This is a genomic window from Kitasatospora sp. NPDC058162 (genome assembly GCF_042884005.1).
Classification (GTDB): domain Bacteria; phylum Actinomycetota; class Actinomycetes; order Streptomycetales; family Streptomycetaceae; genus Kitasatospora.
This window is the reverse complement of record NZ_JBHVUS010000002.1, coordinates 372,475-390,107: the sequence shown is the minus strand read 5'-3', so window position 1 is coordinate 390,107 and position 17,633 is coordinate 372,475. Positions and strand designations below refer to the sequence as shown.

At 73.8% G+C, this 17,633-nt stretch carries 16 protein-coding genes; 7 read left to right on the top strand and 9 right to left on the bottom strand.

Translation table 11 applies throughout. The features are described from left to right. Nucleotides 1-51: 51 nt before the first annotated feature. Nucleotides 52-825, bottom strand: coding sequence for an SDR family NAD(P)-dependent oxidoreductase (locus ACFVXG_RS05255; RefSeq protein ID WP_387924498.1), 774 nt, complete (start codon nt 823-825; stop codon nt 52-54). Nucleotides 826-979: 154 nt separating this feature from the next. Between ACFVXG_RS05255 and ACFVXG_RS05250 the strand changes: the two genes are divergently transcribed. The 4 genes from ACFVXG_RS05250 (at nt 980) to ACFVXG_RS05235 (ending at nt 3,961) form a co-directional block, all read left to right on the top strand. Continuing rightward, a complete protein-coding gene (locus ACFVXG_RS05250; protein ID WP_387924496.1) occupies nt 980-1,186 on the top strand; it encodes a hypothetical protein in 207 nt (68 codons plus the stop codon). 92 nt (nt 1,187-1,278) lie between these two features. Further along, nucleotides 1,279-2,004: a hypothetical protein gene (locus tag ACFVXG_RS05245; RefSeq protein ID WP_387924494.1), complete on the top strand. Its 726-nt coding sequence runs from the start codon at nt 1,279-1,281 to the stop codon at nt 2,002-2,004. Continuing rightward, nucleotides 2,001-2,936, top strand: a complete 936-nt coding sequence (locus tag ACFVXG_RS05240; protein ID WP_387924492.1) for a DUF6895 family protein — start codon at nt 2,001-2,003, stop codon at nt 2,934-2,936. The genes ACFVXG_RS05245 and ACFVXG_RS05240 overlap by 4 nt, the downstream gene beginning before the upstream one ends. Next, nucleotides 2,933-3,961, top strand: a complete 1,029-nt coding sequence (locus ACFVXG_RS05235) for a serine hydrolase domain-containing protein (RefSeq protein WP_387924490.1) — start codon at nt 2,933-2,935, stop codon at nt 3,959-3,961. The genes ACFVXG_RS05240 and ACFVXG_RS05235 overlap by 4 nt, the downstream gene beginning before the upstream one ends. Here ACFVXG_RS05235 and ACFVXG_RS05230 read toward each other — a convergent pair. Then, nucleotides 3,958-4,638, bottom strand: coding sequence for a LysE family translocator (locus tag ACFVXG_RS05230; RefSeq protein ID WP_387924489.1), 681 nt, complete (start codon nt 4,636-4,638; stop codon nt 3,958-3,960). The genes ACFVXG_RS05235 and ACFVXG_RS05230 overlap by 4 nt on opposite strands. A gap of 92 nt (nt 4,639-4,730) precedes the next feature. Here ACFVXG_RS05230 and ACFVXG_RS05225 point away from each other — a divergent pair, with 92 nt between their 5' ends. Beyond that, nucleotides 4,731-6,071: a PLP-dependent aminotransferase family protein gene (locus tag ACFVXG_RS05225; RefSeq protein WP_387924488.1), complete on the top strand. Its 1,341-nt coding sequence runs from the start codon at nt 4,731-4,733 to the stop codon at nt 6,069-6,071. A 185-nt stretch (nt 6,072-6,256) separates the two neighbouring features. Here ACFVXG_RS05225 and ACFVXG_RS05220 read toward each other — a convergent pair whose 3' ends face one another. Genes ACFVXG_RS05220 through ACFVXG_RS05210 form a run of 3 tightly spaced genes read right to left on the bottom strand, consistent with a single transcriptional unit; the run spans nt 6,257 to nt 9,725 of the window. After that, a complete protein-coding gene (locus ACFVXG_RS05220; protein ID WP_387924487.1) occupies nt 6,257-7,162 on the bottom strand; it encodes an SDR family oxidoreductase in 906 nt (301 codons plus the stop codon). Then, nucleotides 7,159-8,142 carry an alpha/beta fold hydrolase gene (locus ACFVXG_RS05215; RefSeq protein WP_387924486.1) on the bottom strand — a complete coding sequence of 328 codons (984 nt, stop codon included), beginning with the start codon at nt 8,140-8,142 and terminating at the stop codon, nt 7,159-7,161. The genes ACFVXG_RS05220 and ACFVXG_RS05215 overlap by 4 nt, the downstream gene beginning before the upstream one ends. Continuing rightward, nucleotides 8,139-9,725, bottom strand: coding sequence for a flavin-containing monooxygenase (locus ACFVXG_RS05210; protein ID WP_387924484.1), 1,587 nt, complete (start codon nt 9,723-9,725; stop codon nt 8,139-8,141). Before ACFVXG_RS05210 ends, ACFVXG_RS05215 begins: the two co-directional genes overlap by 4 nt. Nucleotides 9,726-9,949: 224 nt before the next feature. Between ACFVXG_RS05210 and ACFVXG_RS05205 the strand changes: the two genes are divergently transcribed. Together ACFVXG_RS05205 and ACFVXG_RS05200 are read left to right on the top strand one after the other, a co-directional pair. Then, nucleotides 9,950-10,738 carry a MerR family transcriptional regulator gene (locus ACFVXG_RS05205; protein WP_387924482.1) on the top strand — a complete coding sequence of 263 codons (789 nt, stop codon included), beginning with the start codon at nt 9,950-9,952 and terminating at the stop codon, nt 10,736-10,738. A gap of 58 nt (nt 10,739-10,796) precedes the next feature. Further along, nucleotides 10,797-11,762, top strand: a complete 966-nt coding sequence (locus ACFVXG_RS05200) for an ABC transporter substrate-binding protein (protein WP_387924480.1) — start codon at nt 10,797-10,799, stop codon at nt 11,760-11,762. A gap of 243 nt (nt 11,763-12,005) precedes the next feature. On the opposite strand, the gene ACFVXG_RS05195 is transcribed toward ACFVXG_RS05200, so the two are convergent. The 4 genes from ACFVXG_RS05195 to ACFVXG_RS05180 all read right to left on the bottom strand — a co-directional run bounded on the left by ACFVXG_RS05195 (nt 12,006) and on the right by ACFVXG_RS05180 (nt 17,562). Further along, the gene (locus tag ACFVXG_RS05195) at nt 12,006-13,604 is read right to left on the bottom strand and encodes a M4 family metallopeptidase (protein ID WP_387924876.1); all 1,599 of its coding nucleotides are present in this window, start codon (nt 13,602-13,604) and stop codon (nt 12,006-12,008) included. Nucleotides 13,605-14,158: 554 nt separating this feature from the next. Beyond that, entirely contained in the window at nt 14,159-14,449 is a 291-nt protein-coding gene (locus tag ACFVXG_RS05190; protein WP_387924478.1) for a glutaredoxin domain-containing protein, read from the bottom strand. After that, nucleotides 14,446-16,473 carry a serine/threonine-protein kinase gene (locus ACFVXG_RS05185; protein WP_387924476.1) on the bottom strand — a complete coding sequence of 676 codons (2,028 nt, stop codon included), beginning with the start codon at nt 16,471-16,473 and terminating at the stop codon, nt 14,446-14,448. The genes ACFVXG_RS05190 and ACFVXG_RS05185 overlap by 4 nt, the downstream gene beginning before the upstream one ends. Nucleotides 16,474-16,602: 129 nt before the next feature. Next, nucleotides 16,603-17,562, bottom strand: coding sequence for an alpha/beta fold hydrolase (locus ACFVXG_RS05180; RefSeq protein ID WP_387924474.1), 960 nt, complete (start codon nt 17,560-17,562; stop codon nt 16,603-16,605). Between the last annotated feature and the right edge of the window lie 71 nt (nt 17,563-17,633).

The following is a 17,633-nucleotide window of genomic DNA, read 5'->3' as shown; positions in this document are numbered from 1 at the left end:
CCTGATCCGACCGACGCCCGACCTGATCCGACCGACCGCCGCCCGTCCGCCTCAGTTCGTGCGGTAGGTGCGCGCCGCCTTGGAGGACAGGCCGCCGAGCTTGCCGGACGGCAGCACCCGGGCGACCGCCACGGCCAGCTTGTAGCGCTTGCCCGGCACGGACACCGAGCGACCGCGGGCGAGGTCACGCATCGCCTCGTTCACCACCCGCTCGGCCGAGAGCCAGGACCAGGAGGGGATGTTGCCGGTACCCATGCCCGCCCGCTGGTGGAACTCGGTCCGAGTGAAGCCCGGACACAGCGCCATCATCCGCACGCCCGTCCCGCCGAGGTCGCGCAGCACGCCCTGGGTGAAGCTCACCACCCACGCCTTGCTCGCCCCGTACGTACCACGCGGCAGGAAGGCCGCCACCGAGGCGACGTTCACGATCGCGCCCCGGCCGCGCTCGCGCATCCCCGGCAGGGCCGCCGTGGTCAGTCGCAGGACGGCCTCGATGTGCACCTTCAGCATGTCCAGCTCGTCCTGGAGCGGGACGGTCCCGAAAGCGCCCTTGTTGCCGAAGCCGGCGTTGTTGACCAGGAGGTCCACCGGGCGGGCGGTGTCGGCAAGCCGGGCCTCGACGGCGGCGATGCCCTCCTCGGTGGCGAGGTCGGCGGTCAGCACCTCGGCCTCCGTGCCGTACTCGAGCTGCAGGTCGGCGCTCGCGCGCTCCAGGCGTTCGGTGTCGCGGGCCACCAGGACGAGCCGGTAGCCGCTGCGGGCGAGCCGGCGGGCGAAGGCGGCTCCGATGCCGGCGGTCGCGCCGGTGATCAAGGCTGTGGTCATGCCCAGACCGTACCGACTCACCGCAGCCGAGCCCACACCCAGGGCAACGTCCCAGCTCAGCGGGCTGCGGATGCAGGCACCGGTTCGTGCTCGTAGTGTCGGACAGGGGCATCGCCCGACCGGGTGATGAAATCCAGGCGAGGAGGCACATCTGATGCTTACTCAGTTCCGGACCGAAACCGCTTCGGCGTCACGCAGCGCGACGCTCGCCGAGGCCGAGACACTCGCGAGCCTGATGGTGGAGGACGAGGCCGTCGTGTCCGACGCGCCCACGTACCTGCCCGAAGCCGGCGGCGCCGTCCTGCTGGCGGGCCTGCTGCTGGCTTCGCCGAAGCCGCCGAAGGAGAAGCCGACCCGGTAGTCGGATACTCCGCCCCGGCGCGTAGCACCCCGCCCAGGACTCCGCGGGACTCCGCGCCGGAGACCAACCTCCCGAAGGAGGACCACCCCACCATGCCGTTCGCCGAGACCACGCTTCGCGACGAGTACGCCGCGGCGGTCGAGCGAGTGGCGGGCCGCACCCTCGACGCCCTTCGAGACGGCGGGGGTACGGCCGCGCTCGCCGACCCCGCGAACCCGGACACCACCACACGCCGTCCGCTGCTGGCCGCCGCACGAGTGCTCGGCGTGAACCTCTTCGCGCCGCAGCTGCTCGCCGGATCCGGTCCCGACGACGCCACTGCCGCCCTGCTCGCCGAAGCCCGACGGGCGCTGCCCGCACCGGCCCCCGCCACCGAGGAGGCCGCGCTGGTGATCGGCTGGCAGGACTGGGCGACCGTCCGGATCCTCGCCGCCACACCCCACGGGGGCACCGCCGCGGTCACCGCCCCGCCGCCGGCACCGCCCGGCCCGGCGACCGCCGGCTGGCAGACCTGGTCCGTACGGATGGCCCAGCTGTCCGCGCTCGCCCTGCCCGGACTGGACGGACCGGTGCACGACGCGGCCCGCGCGAACACCCTCGACCTCGCCCGCGGCACGGTCCGCGCCATGCTGCGACGCGACCCCACCACCGCCGTCCGGCTCGCCCGCTGGCTCGGCTGGGCCCGCGCCGACGGCCGGCCGGTCCGGCTGGAGATCGAACCCGTCCTGGACCGGATCGGCTTCATCGGCGACGGGACCGCCCGCTCCGAACTCGAACTCGCCATCGCCCGGCGCCTGCTGAACGGGGCCTCGAGATGACCGACACCCAGGTGCTCGCCACCGCCCAGCAGCTCGGCTCCCGGGCGCTGGCCTGGCTGCACGCCGGTCACCTGGGCGGCTTCGACCGGCTCGAGGACAACACCATCATCGACCTCGCCGACCCGAACGACATCTACAAGCCGCTCTGCGAGGCCGCGCTCGCCTCCTCCCTGGTCCTGCGCGACGGCGTCGCCGGCCCGCACGACGCCCGGCTCGCACGCGAGCTGCTGGAAGCCTCCTGGTCCCAGCTCCGCGACGGCGACCTCCTCTACGAGCGGCAGCTGCGGCACGTCACCGTGATCGACCCGCTGGAGACCTACGCCCACTTCGCCCGGGCCGGCTACCGCCACGCCGCCATGGAGGACCTGCTCGACTCGCTCGGCCGACTCCGCTCCGTGCACGCCGTCGAGATACCGGGCAACCGGCAGCTCGCCCTCGCCAACGCCCGGCGGATCGCCGGGCTCCAACCCCAGCCGGACTGGCCCGCGCTGGCCCGGGCCACCTGGCTCGGCGCCCTCTCCGAGCCGTGGACCATCGCCTGGGTCATCGGCTACTACGTCACCCACACCGTCTTCCACCTCACCGACTGGGGCGCCCGGCCCGAGTGCCTGCCCGAACCGATGCGCGACTACCTGCGGGACTGGCTGCCGGTCTGGCTCGACATCTGGCTGGAGATCGAGCAGTGGGACCTCGCCGGCGAACTGCTCATCGTCGACTCCTGCATCGGGGAACCGGTCACCGGACGGTCCGGCTGGGAGGCACTGGCCGCGGTCCAGCAGCCGGACGGGCTGATTCCGCGGGACGGCTCGACCCCCGTCTACGACGATCCCGAGGACACCTTCCGCGAGCACGAACACACCGCCGTGGTCGGCGTGGTGGCCGCCACGACCGCCCTGTCGCGCGCCCTCGGCGGCACACCGGCCAGCGCGTGAACGAGCTCGACCGCGCGGTCGGGGCGGCGGTGCGGGCCGCCGGACCGTACGCCAGCGCGGTCACCGTGGCCGTGACGCTCGGGGGCGAGGAGGACATCCGCTGCCACGGACGCGCCGAGCGCCGACCGGGCGCGCCGCCGTGCACCCCCGACACCGTCTTCGAACTCGGCTCGGTGACCAAGACCTTCACCGCGCTCCTGCTGGCCGACATGGCCGCGCGCGGTGAACTCGCCCTGGACGAGCCGGTGGAGAACCGGCTTCCGCGCAACTGGCGCCCGGTGCACGTCCGTTCGACCGAGCCGATCCGCCTGGTACACCTGGCCACCCACACCTCGGGCCTGCCCCGCCTGCCGCCGGGGCTGCTAGCCAGCGCCGTACCGGCCTGGTTCAGCAACCCGTACGCCGCGTACGGCGACGAGCGGTTGCGGGCGGCCCTGGCCCGAACCACCGTGCGGGACAGGCCCGGGACCCGGTTCGGCTACTCCAACTACGGGGTCGCACTCCTCGGCCGGTCGCTCGCCGAGACCGCGGGGCTCCCGTACGAACAGCTGCTCACCGAACGGGTCTGCCGACCGCTGGGGCTGCACTCGACAGGCTGCGCACCCGACTCCCCCGGGCGGGCGACCGGGTACCGGCGCGGACGGGCACTGCCGCCCTGGCTCATTCCCGGGCTCCCGGGAGCGGGTGCGATACGGGCGAGCGGGGCCGACCTGATGCGCTATCTGCGGTTCCACCTCAACGGGGAGGAAGGCGAGTTGGGGGCGGCGGTGCGGGACGTCCAGCGCCTGAGGCTGCGGCTGCCGCGTTCGACCGACCGGATCGGCCTGGTCTGGATGCACCGCCGCTCGGGCGGGCGGGACCTCTACTTCCACTCCGGCGGCACCCGGGGGTTCACCGCCTTCGTCGGCTTCTCGCCGGAGGGCGCGGCCGCCGTCGCCGCGCTGGCCAACACCGGGCCGGCGCTGAACGGCCGGTTCGTGCAGGCGGGGTACGAGGTGCTGCGGGCCGTCAGCCGCGCCGGCTAGACGGCGACCGCCTTGGCCCGGTCGGCGGCGATGTGCACCGCGAGACCGGCGAGGACGGTGCCCATCACGTAGCGCTGGACGCGCAGCCAGGCCGGGCGGCGGTTGAGGAAGCTCGCGATGCCGCCGGCGGTCATCGCGATCAGGCCGTTCACGGTGACCGCGATCACGATCTGGACCAGGCCCAGCACCAGGCTCTGCAAGGCGACGTGGCCGCGCTCGGGCGCCACGAACTGGGGCAGCAGCGAGATGTACATGATGGCGATCTTGGGGTTGAGCAGGCAGGTCAGGAAGCCCATCGCGAACAGGCGGCGCGGCGGGTCCGGCGGCAGCTGCTGCGGGGCGAAGACCGCCGTTCCGCCGGGCTTGACCGCCTTCCAGGCCAGCCAGAGCAGGTACCCGGCGCCGGCCAGCTTGATCGCGGTGTAGAGCACCGGGACCACCGAGAACACGGCGGCCACCCCGGCCGTCACCGCGACCAGGTAGACCAGGAAGCCGGTCGCGACGCCCGTCAGCGAGACCAGTCCGGCCCGGCGGCCCTGGGATATCGAGCGCGACACCAGGTAGATCATATTCGGTCCCGGCGACAGCACCATGCCCAGCGCCACGGCGGCGATGCCGAGCACGGCGTGGCCGTCCACGGCGGATGTCAACGTGTCCCACGCATCCAGCTCGTCCATGCGAGGAGGCTAGAACGCGCGGCCTGCTCGATGCAATGATGGCTTTGCGCTCGGTGCAATGCTCTCTCGGGGCGCGAAGGGGTGGAAGACCGATGGACGACTACCGGCTGATCGCGGACGAGATCGCCGCCGACATCATGGCCGGGCGCCTGCGACCCGGCGGGCAGCTGCCCACCCAGCGCGCCTTCGCCCGCAGCCGGGGCATCGCCGGCTCGACGGCGACCCGGGTCTACCGCGAACTGGCCCGGCGCGGGCTCACCGTCGGCGAGGTCGGGCGGGGCACCTTCGTCCGGGCCGGGCGCGGTACGGCGGCCGACGACCGACGGATCGCGCTCGCCGAACCGGCCGGCGCGCCGATCGACCTGGAGCTCAACTACCCCACCGTGCCCGGGCAGGCCGAACTGCTGGCCGCCGGGCTGGCACCGCTGCTGCGGGCGGACGCGCTCGGCGAGGCGCTGCGGCCGGTCGGGGCGGCCGGGACGGATCCGGCGCGGCGGGCCTTCGCGCAGCTGCTGTCGACGGACGCCGAGGGCTGGGACGTCGACCCGCGGGAGCTGCTGTTCGCGGGCAACGGGCGGCAGGCCGTCGCGGGGGCGCTCGCCGCGCTGGTGCCGCCCGGGCAGCGGCTGGGGGTGGAGGCGCTGACCTACCCGGTGGTCAAGGCGGTGGCCGGGCAGCTGGGCATCCGGCTGGTGCCGCTCGCGGTCGACGAGCACGGGCCGCTGCCCGAGACCCTGGCGGCGGCCCACCGGGCGGCGCCGCTGAGCGCGGTGTACCTCCAGCCCCGGCTGCACAACCCGCTCGGCACGACCCTGCCGCCCGAGCGGGCGGCGGCGCTGGCCGGGGAGCTGCGCCGACTGGACCTGGCGGTGGTCGAGGACGCGATCTGGTCCTTCCTGCGGCCCGGGTCGGCGCCGCTCGCGGCGCTCGTACCCGAGCGGACGGTGCTGGTCGACAGCCTCTCCAAGCGGCTCGCCCCCGGACTGACCACCGGGTTCGCGGTCGTCCCGGACGGGCTGCGCGAGCGGGTCGGGGGTGCGCTGCGGGCCGGCGGGTGGACGCCGAACGGCTTCGCGCTGGAGGCGGCGGTGCGCTGGATCGGGGACGGGACGCCGGCCGCGGTGGCGGCGGCGAAGCGGGCGGACGCGGCGGCCCGGCAGGCGCTGGCCCGGGAGGTGCTCGCCGGTCAGCGGCTGCGGGCGGACCCGTGCTCGTACTACCTGTGGTGGGAACTGCCGGGGGCCTGGCGGGCGGAGACCTTCGTCGCCGCGGCGGCCCAGGCGGGGATCTCGGTCACGCCCGCGGCGGCCTTCGCGGTGGATCCGCGGAGCACGCCGTCCGCGGTGCGGGTGGGGCTGGCCTCGCCGCCGCTACCGGTGCTCGGGTGGGCGCTGCGGGTGCTGGCGGGGATCGCGGGGGCGGGTGACAACTGACAGATAACAGATAACGGATAACAGATTTCGAAAGCTGTCATCTGTTATCTGTCAGTTGTCATCTGTCAGCCGTCTGCCGCCACCCGCCGGTCGCCGCCCGCCAGCCGCCTGCCGCCTGCCGCCTGCCGCCTGCCGCCTGCCGCCTGCCGCCTGCCGCCAGCCACCGGGTTGTCAGCCGTCCTCCGTCAGTCCCCCGCCCCCGTCCGCTCCCCGCGCGCCGCCGTGTCGGCGGCGCCACCGGCCCCGACGGCGCGCAGCCGGGAGGCGGCGGTGGCCGCGAGCTGCGGGGCGAGCTTGGCGACGTCACGGGAGCCGACCACCGCGATCAGGCTCGGCAGCAGCCAGCGCACCGGCTGCATCCCCCGCAGCCAGGCCTGGGCGTACACATGGGCGGAGCGCCGGGCGATTCCGGCGACGATCCGGTCCACGGCGGGCTCCAGCGGATACGTCTTGTTGGCCGGCCACGGCAGCCGGCTGCGCATCTGCTTCAGCACGGCATCCTCGTCGGCACCGCGCACCATGTCGGTGTCGGTCCAACTCAGGTACCCCACACCGACCTTGACCCCCTGGTAGGCGACCTCGGCGCGGATCGAGTGGGCGAAGGCCTCCACCCCGGACTTGCTGGCGCAGTAGGCGCTCATCAGCGGGGCCGGGGTCAGCGCGGCGAGCGAGGCGATCTGCAGCAGGTAGCCGCGGCTCTCGGTGAGGGCCGGCAGGAAGGCCCGCGCGGTGGCGACGCTGCCCAGCAGGTTGACCTCGATCACCCGGCTGAACGCCCGGTGGTCGCTGTCGGCCAGCGGTCCGCCGATCGCGATCCCGGCGTTGGCCACCACGGTGTCGATCCGCCCGTAGTGCTCCTTGATCCGCTCGGCGGTGTCGCCGAGCGCCTCCAGGTCGGTGACGTCCACCTCCCAGGCGGTGGCGGCGGCGCCGCACTGCGCCGCGACGGCCTTCAACTCCTCGGGTTCCAGGCCCAGTAGCGCGACCTTGGCCCCGCGCCGGGCCAGCTTGCGGGCCAGCGAGGCGCCGACCCCGCGGGCGGCCCCGGTGACCACCACGACCTGCGCGGACAGCGGCGGGATGGTGTTCATGCGACGGTGGTCCTCTCGACGGCGGGCACGGGAACGGGAGCAGGAACGGGAACGGCCACAGCGGGCGCGCTCGCCAGGTGGGCGACGGCCATCCGGTGGATCTCGGCGGCGACCTCCGCCGGGCGCTCCAGCGGCGCCATGTGCCCGACCCCGGGAAGGAGCAACAGCCCCTGCGGGTCGGCGAGTTCGGCGACCATCCGGTGGGCGTGCACCGGCGGGGTCAGCCGGTCCTCGGTGCCCACCACCACGGCGGTGGGGGCGGTGATCCGGCCGAGTCCGGCGCGGACGTCCAGCCGTTCGAGCACCCCGGCCCAGTGGAAGCGGACCGCGGTCGGGCAGGCGTGCACGATCCGGGCCGTCGCCTCGACCTGCCCGGCGGGCGAACTCGGCCCCATGGTCGCGTACTTGAGCGCGGCCCGGCTCACTGCCGAGACCGGTCCGAGCGGCATCCGGGAGCGCAGCAGTCGCCGGTTCAGGAAGCGCCGCAGCCCCGGGACCCGGACGCCGGCCGGCAGGACGGTGAGCTCGGCGACCAGGTCGGCGGGGCCGGTGGAGATCAGCACGTTCGCGGCGGTGCGCTCGGCGACCTCGGGGCGGCCGCCGGCGGCCATGATGGTCATCCCGCCCATGCTGTGTCCGGCCAGTACCGCCCGCTCCCCGGCCGGCACGGCCCACTTGAGCACGGCGGCCAGGTCCTCGGCGAGCGCCCGGGTGGAGTAGCGGGCCTTGCTGGGCGGGATCTCGCTCCGGCCGTGGCCGCGCTGGTCGTAGGCCACCACCCGGTAGCGGTCGGAGAGTTCGTGGATCACCGGGGCCCAGAACGCGGTCGAGCAGGTCCAGCCGTGGGAGAGCACCACGGTGGGCGCGCCGGGCTGGCCGTGCACCTCGACGTGCAGCCGGATGCCGTCCGCCGAGCGGATGCCCAACTCCTCGACGGGCGTGGGCGGAACGTACTCGGCGGGCAGCTGGACGGCACTCATGCGGTGGCCTCCTGGGCGGCGGTGGAAGCGACGGGACGGGCGGCGCTCGGCTTGGTGCGCATGATCAGCTCGTACTCGCCGAGGTCGACCTTGCGGGTCGCCCGGCGGAAGGAGGTCGTGGAGCCGGGCCAGAGCACGGTGTTCTTGCCGTTCGGGTCCAGGTACCAGCTGCGGCAGCCGCCGGTGGTCCAGACGGTGCGGTCCATCCGGTGCTGGAGTTCCAGGTTCCACTGCCGCTGGGCCCGGGCGGTGGGCTGCATGGCGGCGGCGCCGACCGTGTCGAGCGTCGTCAACGCGTCGATCATGTAGTTCAGTTGGGACTCGATCATGAGGATCATCGAGCTGTTGCCGAGACCGGTGTTGGGGCCGATCACGAAGAAGAGGTTCGGGAAGCCGCGCACGGTCGAGCCGCGCAGCGCCTCCATGCCGCCCTTCCACTCCTCGGCCAGGCTCGTCCCGTCCGCTCCGAACACCCGGGCGCCGATGGGCATGTCGGTGACGTGGAAGCCGGTGCCGAAGACGATGGCGTCGACCTCGTGCTCGCTGCCGTCGGCGGCCACCAGGGTGGAGCCGCGCAGTTCGCGCAGGCCGGCGGAGACGACCTCGGTGTTGGCGGCGGCGAGCGCCAGGTAGTAGGTGTTGCTGAGCAGGATGCGCTTGCAGCCGATCCGGTAGTCCGGGGTGAGCCTGGCGCGCAGCGCCGGGTCGGCGACGCCCTGGGCGATGTGGCGTTCGGCGAGCCGCTGGACGATGCGCAGCAGGCCGGGGCGGCGCACGAAGGCGTCGACCTGGATCTCGCGGAGCGCGAACAGGGTGCCGCGGCGGAGCTTGGCGGTGGCCGGCAGCCGGCCGTGCAGCCACTTCTCCAGCTGGGTGATCTCGCGGTCGCGGCGCGGCAGGACCCAGGCGGGGGTGCGCTGGAAGACGGTCAGCTGGCCGACCTTCGGCTGGATCGCCGGGATGATCTGGGCGGCGGAGGCGCCGGTGCCGACCATCGCCACGCGCTTGCCGGTGAGGTCGAAGTCGTGGTCCCAGCGGGAGGAGTGGAACACCTTGCCGGGGAAGGTGCTCAGGCCGGGCAGGTCGGGGATCTGCGGGTCGGCGAGCGGTCCGGCGGCGGAGACGACGGCGTCGGCGGTCCACTGGCCGGCCGCGGTGGTGATCCGCCAGCGGGTCTGCTCGGCCTCCCAACGCGCCTCCAGCACCTCGGCGTTGAAGCGCAGGTGCGGGCGGAGGCCGAAGACGGTGGCGACCTTCTCCAGGTAGGCGCGGATGTCGGGCTGGCCGGAGAAGCTGCGCGGCCAGTCGGGGTTGGGCGCGAAGGAGAAGGAGTAGAGGTGCGAGGGCACGTCGCAGGCGCAGCCGGGGTAGCTGTTGTCGCGCCAGGTGCCGCCGACCGAGTCCGCGCGCTCCAGGACGACGAAGTCGGTGATGCCGGCGCGGCGCAGCCGGACGGCCACGCCGAGACCGCCGAAGCCGGAGCCGATCACCGCGACCCGCACGTGCGGTACGGCCTCCGCCGCGGCGCCGGGGTCGGGTGCCGCGGACGCGCCGGGGCGGGGGCGCTTGCTGCTGGATGCCATGCGGCCTCCTCCTGAGGGTGGGGCGGTGGTCTGCACGCTCTTCCGGGGGCGGTGCCCCCGGAAACCCGGGGACCGCGCCCCGGGACCCTGCCGATCGCGCCAGTAATCACTGGCACGGTTGGCAGGGTAGCCCTTGCCGACACCGGATGGAAGAAGCACGACAGCCCGGATTCACCCGAAGTTCCCCGGCTTCCCGCAGGCCCCGCCGCCGACGTCACGGACCTATGCTGATCGCCGTGGACAAGGTCAGAGCTGTCGCGGACGACAGAAAACGCGAGTACCGGGTGGAGGAACTGGCCGAGGCGGCCGGGATCACCACCCGCACCCTGCGCTTCTACCGCGAGCGCAAACTGCTCCAGCCGCCCCGCAAGGAGGGCCGGATCGCCTGGTACGGCCAGGAGCACCTGGCCCGGCTGCGGATGATCGGCGAGCTGCTCGACCGCGGCCACACCCTGGGCGGGATCGCCGAACTGATCGGCGCCGGGGAGAGCGGCCGGGACGTCGCCGAACTGATCGGGCTCGAGGCCGCGATCGTCGCCCCCTGGTCGGACGAGACGCCGGTGCGCCTGGAGTGGGAGGAGCTGAAGTCCGCCTTCGGGGACCAGCTCACCGAGGAGAACACCGCCGAGTCGATCGCCCAGGGCTACATCACGGTCGAGGATGACGGGATCACCCACGTCAGCCGCCGGCTGATGGACGCCACCACCGAACTGGTCGCCGAGGGCGTGCCGCTCTCCGCCGTGCTGGACGCCAGCCGGCGTACCAGGGAGCACGTCGACGCCATCGCCGAGATCTTCATCGAGGTGGTCAGCGACCACCTGCTCAGCGCGCTCTCCGGCGACACCCCGCTGGCGTCCGGCGAGGCGGCCCGGCTCACCGAACGCATCCTGCGGGTACGGCCGCTCGCCCGCACCGTCGCCGACGCCCAGTTCACCCTCGCGATGGACCGCCGGGTGCGCGCCGAGTACGCCGAACTGCTGCGCCAGCGGCGGGAGTACGGCTCCGAGGCGTAGCGGGACCGCCGGGCGGGCAGGGATTCCCGCGCCCCGCCAGTCCGTCGAGGAGCCGCCGATGCCCCGCACCCTCAGCCGCCGCGCCGCGCTCGGCCTCGCCGCCGGACTCGCCCCGGGCCTGGCACTCGCCGCCTGCGGCTCCGACTCCCCCGCGCCGGGCGGTGGTTCGACCGGCAGCGGCGGCACCCGGACGGTCCGGCACGCGCGTGGCACGAGCACCGTACCGGCCCGGGCGAGCCGGGTGGTGGCACTGGACACCGACGCCCTGGACTCGGTGGTCACCCTCGGGCTGACCCCGGTCGGCGCCAGCACCGTCAGCGAGGGCGCGCCCTTCCCCGCGTACCTGCCGGCCGAACGGCTGGCCGGGACGAAGGCGGTCGGCACGATCGGCCAGCCCGACCTGGAGGCGATCGCGGCGCTGCGGCCGGACCTCATCCTGAGCAACCAGGTCCGCGACGACAAGCGCTACGACCAGCTGTCCAAGATCGCGCCGACCGTGCTGTCCGGGACCACCGGGCCGGCCTGGAAGGAGAACGTCCGGCTGCACGCCGAGGCGACGGGCCGACAGAGCGAGGCCGAGGCCGCGGACGCGGCGTACCGGACCAAGCTGCGGGACCTCGTCACCGCGCTCGGCGGGCCGGCCAAGGCAGCGGCCACCCGGGTCGAGATGGCCCGCTTCCTGGCCGGCGCGCCCACCCGGCTCTACCTGGACGACACTTTCGTCGGCTCGCTGTTCAAGGACCTCGGGCTCGGCCGCCCGGCCAACCAGGACAAGCCCGGGTTCTCGCTGGAGATCAGCCCCGAGCAGGTGGACCAGGCGGCAGCCGACGTCATCTTCTACTCGGTGTACGGGGACCCGGCGAAGTCCGACCACACCCGGATCACCGAGGGGGCGCTGTGGAAGAACCTGGACGCCGTCCGCAACGGCCGGGTGTTCCAGGTGGACGACAACCTGTGGATGCTCGGCATCGGCTACACCGGGGCCGGGCTGGTCCTGGACCAGATCCGCAAGGACCTGGCGTGAGGGCCGGCGAACGGCGGCCTTCGCCGATCCGGCGGGGCACGTGCGGGAGGTCGCCCAGGACCTCAGCTGACCCCCGCCCGTCCGCGTGGGCACGCACGAAGGCGGGGGCGACGGCGGTCCGCACACCGTCACCCCCGCCGTCCGGCCCGGTCGTTCGGCACCCACGGTCCGACCGGGCCCTGCTCGGGACACACCTCCGGGCCGGGCCTGCCCAACTCAGGCCCGACCCGGTTCAGGCCCGAGTCAGTTGACGTTGACCGCGGTCCAGGTGGCCGCGACCGCGTTGTACTCGGCGCTGTTCGCGCCGTACAGGTCCGACGCCGCACTGAGGGTGGCCGCACGGGCGCCCGCGTAGTCGGTCGTCGAGGTGAAGTACGCGGTCAGTGCCTTGTACCAGATCTGCGCGGCCTTGTCCCGGCCGATGCCGGCGAGGGTGGAGCCGTCGGCCGTCGGGCTGTTGTAGCTGAACCCGTTGATCGTCTTCGCGCCGCTGCCCTCGGACAGCAGGTAGAAGAAGTGGTTGGCCACGCCGGACGAGTAGTGGACGTCCAGGTTGCCGACGTTGGCGTCCCAGTAGTCGGCCGAGGAGCCGTCCTTGCTGGGCTGGTCCATGTAGCGCAGCGGGCTGCCGTCGCCACGCAGGTTGATCAGCTCGCCGATCTGGTAGTTCGGCGGGTTGGAGGGCAGGTTGGCGTACCACTCCACCATGGTGCCCATGATGTCCGAGGTGGCCTCGTTGAGGCCGCCGGACTCGCCCGAGTAGTTGAGCGCGGCGGTCGCGGCGGTGACGCCGTGGGTCATCTCGTGGCCGGCCACGTCGATCTCGGTGAGCGGGGCGCTGTTGTTGGCACCGTCGCCGTACGACATGCAGAAGCAGTCGTCGCTCCAGAACGCGTTGACGTAGTTGGAGCCGTAGTGCACCCGGCTGAGGGCGCCGACGCCGTCGTTGCGGATGCCGTTGCGGTTGAAGGTGTTCTTGTAGAAGTCCCAGGTGGTGGCGGCACCGAACTGGGCGTCCACGGCGGCGGATTCGCGGCTGTTGTTGGTGCCGTCGCCGAAGCTGTTGCTCGGGTTGGCGAACAGCGAGCCGCTGCCCGACTCGCTGTTGCTCATGTCGGTGGTGGACTGGCCGCCGCGGCTGGTGTCCTTGAGCTCGAACTGCGAGCCGTTCTGGTTGGTGTTGAGGGAGACCTGGCCGACGAAGATGCCGTTGCCGGTGCCGGCGGCGGTCTCGATCTTCTCGTGGGTGGAGAGGACCTTGCCGTCGGCCGCGTCGGTGACCAGGATCTGGGCGCTCGGGGTGCCGTCGGCGCGCACGCCCTCGACGGTGGTCCGGTAGGCCAGGCGCGGGTTGCCGTCGGTGGCCCACACGACCAGCTCGGCCTTGCCGACCTGGTGGACGTCGGCGATCGGGGACTCGTCCGCGTCGATGGTCTGCCCGACGGTGGCCTTGACCGTGCCGGAGGCCTGGGCGGCGGCCTTGTCCGCGGGGATCTTCGGGGTCAGACTCGGCAGCGCGATCTGGGCGGCGACGGCCTTGTCGACCGACTTCACGGCGCCGTCGGCCTTCTGGTGGACGACCAGGTCGCCACCGATCACCGGCAGGCCGGCGTAGGTGCGCTCGAAGCGCAGGTGCTTGGTGCCGTCCTGGTCGACGACCGCGTCCTTGGCCACCAGCTTCTCCTGGCCGCCGAGGCCGAGCACCTGGGCGAGCGGGGCGGACTGGCCGTTGGCCACCGCGAGCACGGCCGCGTGCTGCGAGGCGGCCTGCGCCTGCAGCGAGGGGGCCGCGGGGGCGGCCTGGGCGGCGGTGGTGGCCACCTGGACGACACCGGTCAACATGGCCGTGGCCGAGAGTACGGCGACAGCAGCGAGCTTACGCTTCAACGTGCGAGTCCTTCCGGGAAACCGCGTGTGGGCGCGGTCGCACCACGTCCCGGGGGCCGGGGTCGGCACCTGTGGGGCGGAACGGGCGCTGACGTGCAGGAACCCCGTGCGGTCGAGCGGCTTGCCACCGAGGGGTGGGGGTGGGGGGCTACCGCTGGGGGGTGACCAGAAGCATGACAATCCAGCAGGTGAATTGACAGGTCTGCCTCAGTTGTTGGCCAGGTCCCGCCAGTTGGTAAAGGAATTCAAAGGTCGGTCAAATCAGGGCAATCCACAGCGCCTTGCAGGGAGTTCCGATTCGAACCAGGGCCAATCGCCTGCGTCGACGGCGGGTCGGTCACCGATCGCCGGATCGAGTGTCAAGACCGATCATCGGCCGATCGACTTTTACATCTCTGTAGAACTTTCCATACACACCCTTGACACCCGAGTGGCGAGGTCCCGCCACCGGGCCCCCTTGCCCACCCGAGCGCCGGTCTGCTAGCGACCGCCACCCGGTGAGCGGCCGCCTACGCGCCGCATTCCCTTGCGGCGTCCAGCAGTTGGCGCAACGAGGGGTTCACCATCGGACGGCCGGCCACGGTGACCGTCGGAACGGTCTCGTTGCCGTCCGCGACCGAGCGCACGAAGGCGGCCGCGTCCGGGTCCTTCCAGATGTTGACCCGGGTGAAGCGGCGGCTGTAGCGCAGGCGGGTGAAGAGCAACCCGAGGCGCAGCTTCATGCAATAGGCGCACAGGGGGCGCCAGTAGAGCACCACCCGGTCGGTCTCGGCCACCGCGTCCGCCCCTGCGCCCGTCACTGCAGCCGCCATTCCTGTGCCGTGTTCCCGGGTGTGCACGTCACCATGGTGAGCTCGTTGCCGGGGCCGTTGTCCGTCATGCACGACTGGTTCTGGTAGTCGGCCAGCGTGTACGAGCCCGCGGTGCTGCCGTTGCGGACCGTCCACCTGGTGAGGAAGCTGTACCCGTTGCTCAGCACCACCTTGCCGTCCATGGTCTGGACCAGCTGCGGGCCGCCGTTGTTGCAGGCGTTGAACAGGATCCAGCTGCCCGGGTCGGTGGAGCGCACCCAGCCGTACTGCGAGGCGCCGCCGAGGAGGATCGGGTTGTCGCCGTTCAGGTTGTCGTTGCGCATCCCGATCGGGCGGCCGTCCTTGACGCTGACGATGCCGCTCCAGCTGTTGCCGCCGCAGGACGCGGGACGGCCGGAGGTCGGCGGAGCGGGCGGATTGCCGCCGGCCGACGAACCGCCCGGGCTGCCCGAACCGGCCGCGCCGCCCGAGCCGGCCGAAGCGCCTGAACCGCCGCCCTGCGAGGCCGGGTTGGCGGGCTTGGCCGGCGGCTGGTCGGCCGCCGTACCCCCGCCGGCGGGCTGGCCGCCCGAGGCGCCGCCGGCGGCCGCGCCGCCACCGGGGTTCGAGCCGCCGCGCCCCTGGGTGCCACCGTTGCCGCCCTGGACCGGGACCGGTACGGGCAGTTGGGTGCCGGGTGGCAGTTGTCCTGCGGTGGCCTGCTGGCTCGCGGCCGGGTCGGCCGACGGGGTGTCGGTGGGCGCCGGGGTGCCGGGTGCGGAGGTGGTCGCGGCCGGGGTGGTGGCGGTCGGAACCGCCGGGACCGTCACCACCACGGTCGGCTGGGCGGCGGGCGGCACGGCCGCGTCGGACCTGCCGGGGCCGCGGTCGACCAGCAGCACGGTCGCCGTGCCCATCGAGATGACGATCGGGACCACGACCGGTATCAACAGGGTGCGGCGCGGGCGGCGTCGGCCCGGCTCGGTCTCCGCCCGCGGGTCCACCTTCACGACCTGCTCCGGCCCGGCCGGGACCACGGCGGCACCGGGAGCGGCACCAGCTGCAGCACCGGTGGCGGCGTCCCCTGGGGGAGCCGCCGCGGGAACGGCAGCGGCCCCGGCTGCCGGGGCCGCACCGCCGGCCGCGCCGCCGTCCGCCCGCAGGTCGATCGTCCCGCTGTCCGCCGCTCTCCGCGCGGCCCCGGGCAGGCCGACCGCCACCCTGGCCGCCGCCGCCATCCCGGCCGCACTCTCGAAGCGGTCCTCGGGCTGCTTGGCCAGCGCGGTGGCGATCAGCGCCCGGACCGCCGCCGGGAAGGTCTCCGGCAGTTCCGGCACCGGCTGGTTGACGTGCTTGAGCGCGACCTGCAGCGGTCCCTCGCCCTGGTACGGCACCTGCCCCACCAGCAGTTCGTAGCCGACCACGCCGATCGAGTACAGGTCGGAGGCCGGGCCGGTGCTCTCCCCCGAGGCCTGCTCGGGGGACATGTAGGCCGCGGTGCCGATGACCGCGTACGGCGCGGTGAGCTTGGTGCTGGCGACGGCCCGGGCGATGCCGAAGTCGGTGATCACCACCCCGCCGTCCTCGCGCACCATCAGGTTGGAGGGCTTGAGGTCGCGGTGCACGATGCCCCGCCGGTGGGCGGCGTGCAGCGCGTCCAGGGCGTCGGCGAGCAGGCGCAGGGCGCGCTCGGCGCTCATCGGACCGTCGTCCCGGAGCACCCGGTCGAGCGGCCGGCCCTCGATCAGGTCCATCACGATGTACGCGCAGCGGGCGTCGCCGTCCCCGCCGCTCTCCCCGTAGTCGTGCACGCCCACGATCCCGGGGTGGTCGATCGCGGCGACCAGCTGGGCCTCGCGGCGGAACCGCTGGAGGCCGGTGCCGTCCTCGAACAGGTCCGCGCGGAGGATCTTCACGGCGACCGGCCGCGCCAGCACCCCGTCATCGGCCCGCCAGACCGACCCCATCCCCCCGCCGCCGACCTTCTCGACCAGCGTGTACCGCCCGCCGAGCACGGTGCCAGCGCTACTCATCTCCCCTGCCCCCAAGGTGTCATGACCCTCCCCGCCGGGTCGTCGGCACACAGTGTGCCAGAGCGTGCCCCGGGCCCGACCGCCGCTGTACGGCCGGGGATCGACTGCCAGGGACCGGCTCCTGGAGGGTCAGGGCTTGCGCGCGGTCCGGACCCGTCCGGACACCTCCCGGACGGCCGCCGCGACCACCTCCGGCCGGTCCGCGTGCACGGCGTGCCCGGCACCGGGCACCAGCAGGTGGACGCCCCGGTCGGTACCGGCCGTGATCCCCGCCTGCGCGGCGGTGAAGCGGGCGCGCAGCCCGCGGGGCAGCCCCGTGGTCGCGCTCAGCACGGTGACCGGCACCCGGAGCGGCGGCCCGGCGGCCCGGCGACGGCGCAGCTGTCCGGTGGCCCGGTTCGTCAGCCGGTTCTCGGCCAGCACGGCCCGCCGTTGGTGGGGGTGGGCGAGGACGGCCGCCTCGGCCCGGGCGAGCGCCTCGCCCGCGACCGGTGCGGCGGGTGCCGGCGCCGTCCGGAGCATTCCGGCCCGGAGCAGCAGCGACTCGAGCGCACTGATCGCCCGCGGCCGGAACTCCTCGTGCGCCGGATCCACCAGGACCAGGCCGGCCACCAGCTCCGGCCGCTCCCGGGCCAGGAGTTGGGCCAGTTGGCCGCCCCAGCTGTGTCCGACCAGGACGGCCGGCCCGGCGTCCAGGTGCCGGACCAGCGCGGCCAGGTCCGCGACCTGCGCGTCCAGGGTCAGGACCGGGGCCCGGTCGGGTTCGCTGGCGCCGAGTCCGGCCCGGTCGTACGCCACGACCCGTACCGGACGGGCGAGTTCGGGCAGCAGCGGGGCCCAGGTGAGCGAGGAGGCGCCCATGCCCGCGATCAGGACGACCGGCGTGCCCTCGCCCTCGCCCGGGTCCGACTCCGGCTTCACACCCGGCCCCGGCCCCGCTTCCAGCCAGCGCAACGCCCGTCCGTCACGGTCGAGTTCACCCGGCCGCACTCCACCGGGCACCCCCTCGGCCAGTGCCTCGGCGATGGCCTCCCGGACTCCGGTCAGCACCGGAGCCCGGCCGGTTCGCGCACTCCACCTGCTGGTCACTTCCGTCCCCCCGTCAGCCGTCACGGCGGGGCCCACTCTACGACCGCCGGGCGCGCCGGCCACTGGGGCAG

Bases quoted from the DNA above. Each gene is read 5' to 3' on its own strand.
- ACFVXG_RS05200 (WP_387924480.1), top strand. From the start codon at position 10,797: ATGCCCCGCACCCTCAGCCGCCGCGCCGCGCTCGGCCTCGCCGCCGGA.
- ACFVXG_RS05210 (WP_387924484.1), bottom strand. From the start codon at position 9,725: ATGGCATCCAGCAGCAAGCGCCCCCGCCCCGGCGCGTCCGCGGCACCC.
- ACFVXG_RS05230 (WP_387924489.1), bottom strand. From the start codon at position 4,638: ATGGACGAGCTGGATGCGTGGGACACGTTGACATCCGCCGTGGACGGC.
- ACFVXG_RS05205 (WP_387924482.1), top strand. From the start codon at position 9,950: ATGCTGATCGCCGTGGACAAGGTCAGAGCTGTCGCGGACGACAGAAAA.
- ACFVXG_RS05185 (WP_387924476.1), bottom strand. From the start codon at position 16,473: ATGAGTAGCGCTGGCACCGTGCTCGGCGGGCGGTACACGCTGGTCGAG.
- ACFVXG_RS05250 (WP_387924496.1), top strand. From the start codon at position 980: ATGCTTACTCAGTTCCGGACCGAAACCGCTTCGGCGTCACGCAGCGCG.
- ACFVXG_RS05240 (WP_387924492.1), top strand. From the start codon at position 2,001: ATGACCGACACCCAGGTGCTCGCCACCGCCCAGCAGCTCGGCTCCCGG.
- ACFVXG_RS05215 (WP_387924486.1), bottom strand. From the start codon at position 8,142: ATGAGTGCCGTCCAGCTGCCCGCCGAGTACGTTCCGCCCACGCCCGTC.
- ACFVXG_RS05220 (WP_387924487.1), bottom strand. From the start codon at position 7,162: ATGAACACCATCCCGCCGCTGTCCGCGCAGGTCGTGGTGGTCACCGGG.
- ACFVXG_RS05255 (WP_387924498.1), bottom strand. From the start codon at position 825: ATGACCACAGCCTTGATCACCGGCGCGACCGCCGGCATCGGAGCCGCC.
- ACFVXG_RS05245 (WP_387924494.1), top strand. From the start codon at position 1,279: ATGCCGTTCGCCGAGACCACGCTTCGCGACGAGTACGCCGCGGCGGTC.
- ACFVXG_RS05225 (WP_387924488.1), top strand. From the start codon at position 4,731: ATGGACGACTACCGGCTGATCGCGGACGAGATCGCCGCCGACATCATG.
- ACFVXG_RS05195 (WP_387924876.1), bottom strand. From the start codon at position 13,604: ATGTTGACCGGTGTCGTCCAGGTGGCCACCACCGCCGCCCAGGCCGCC.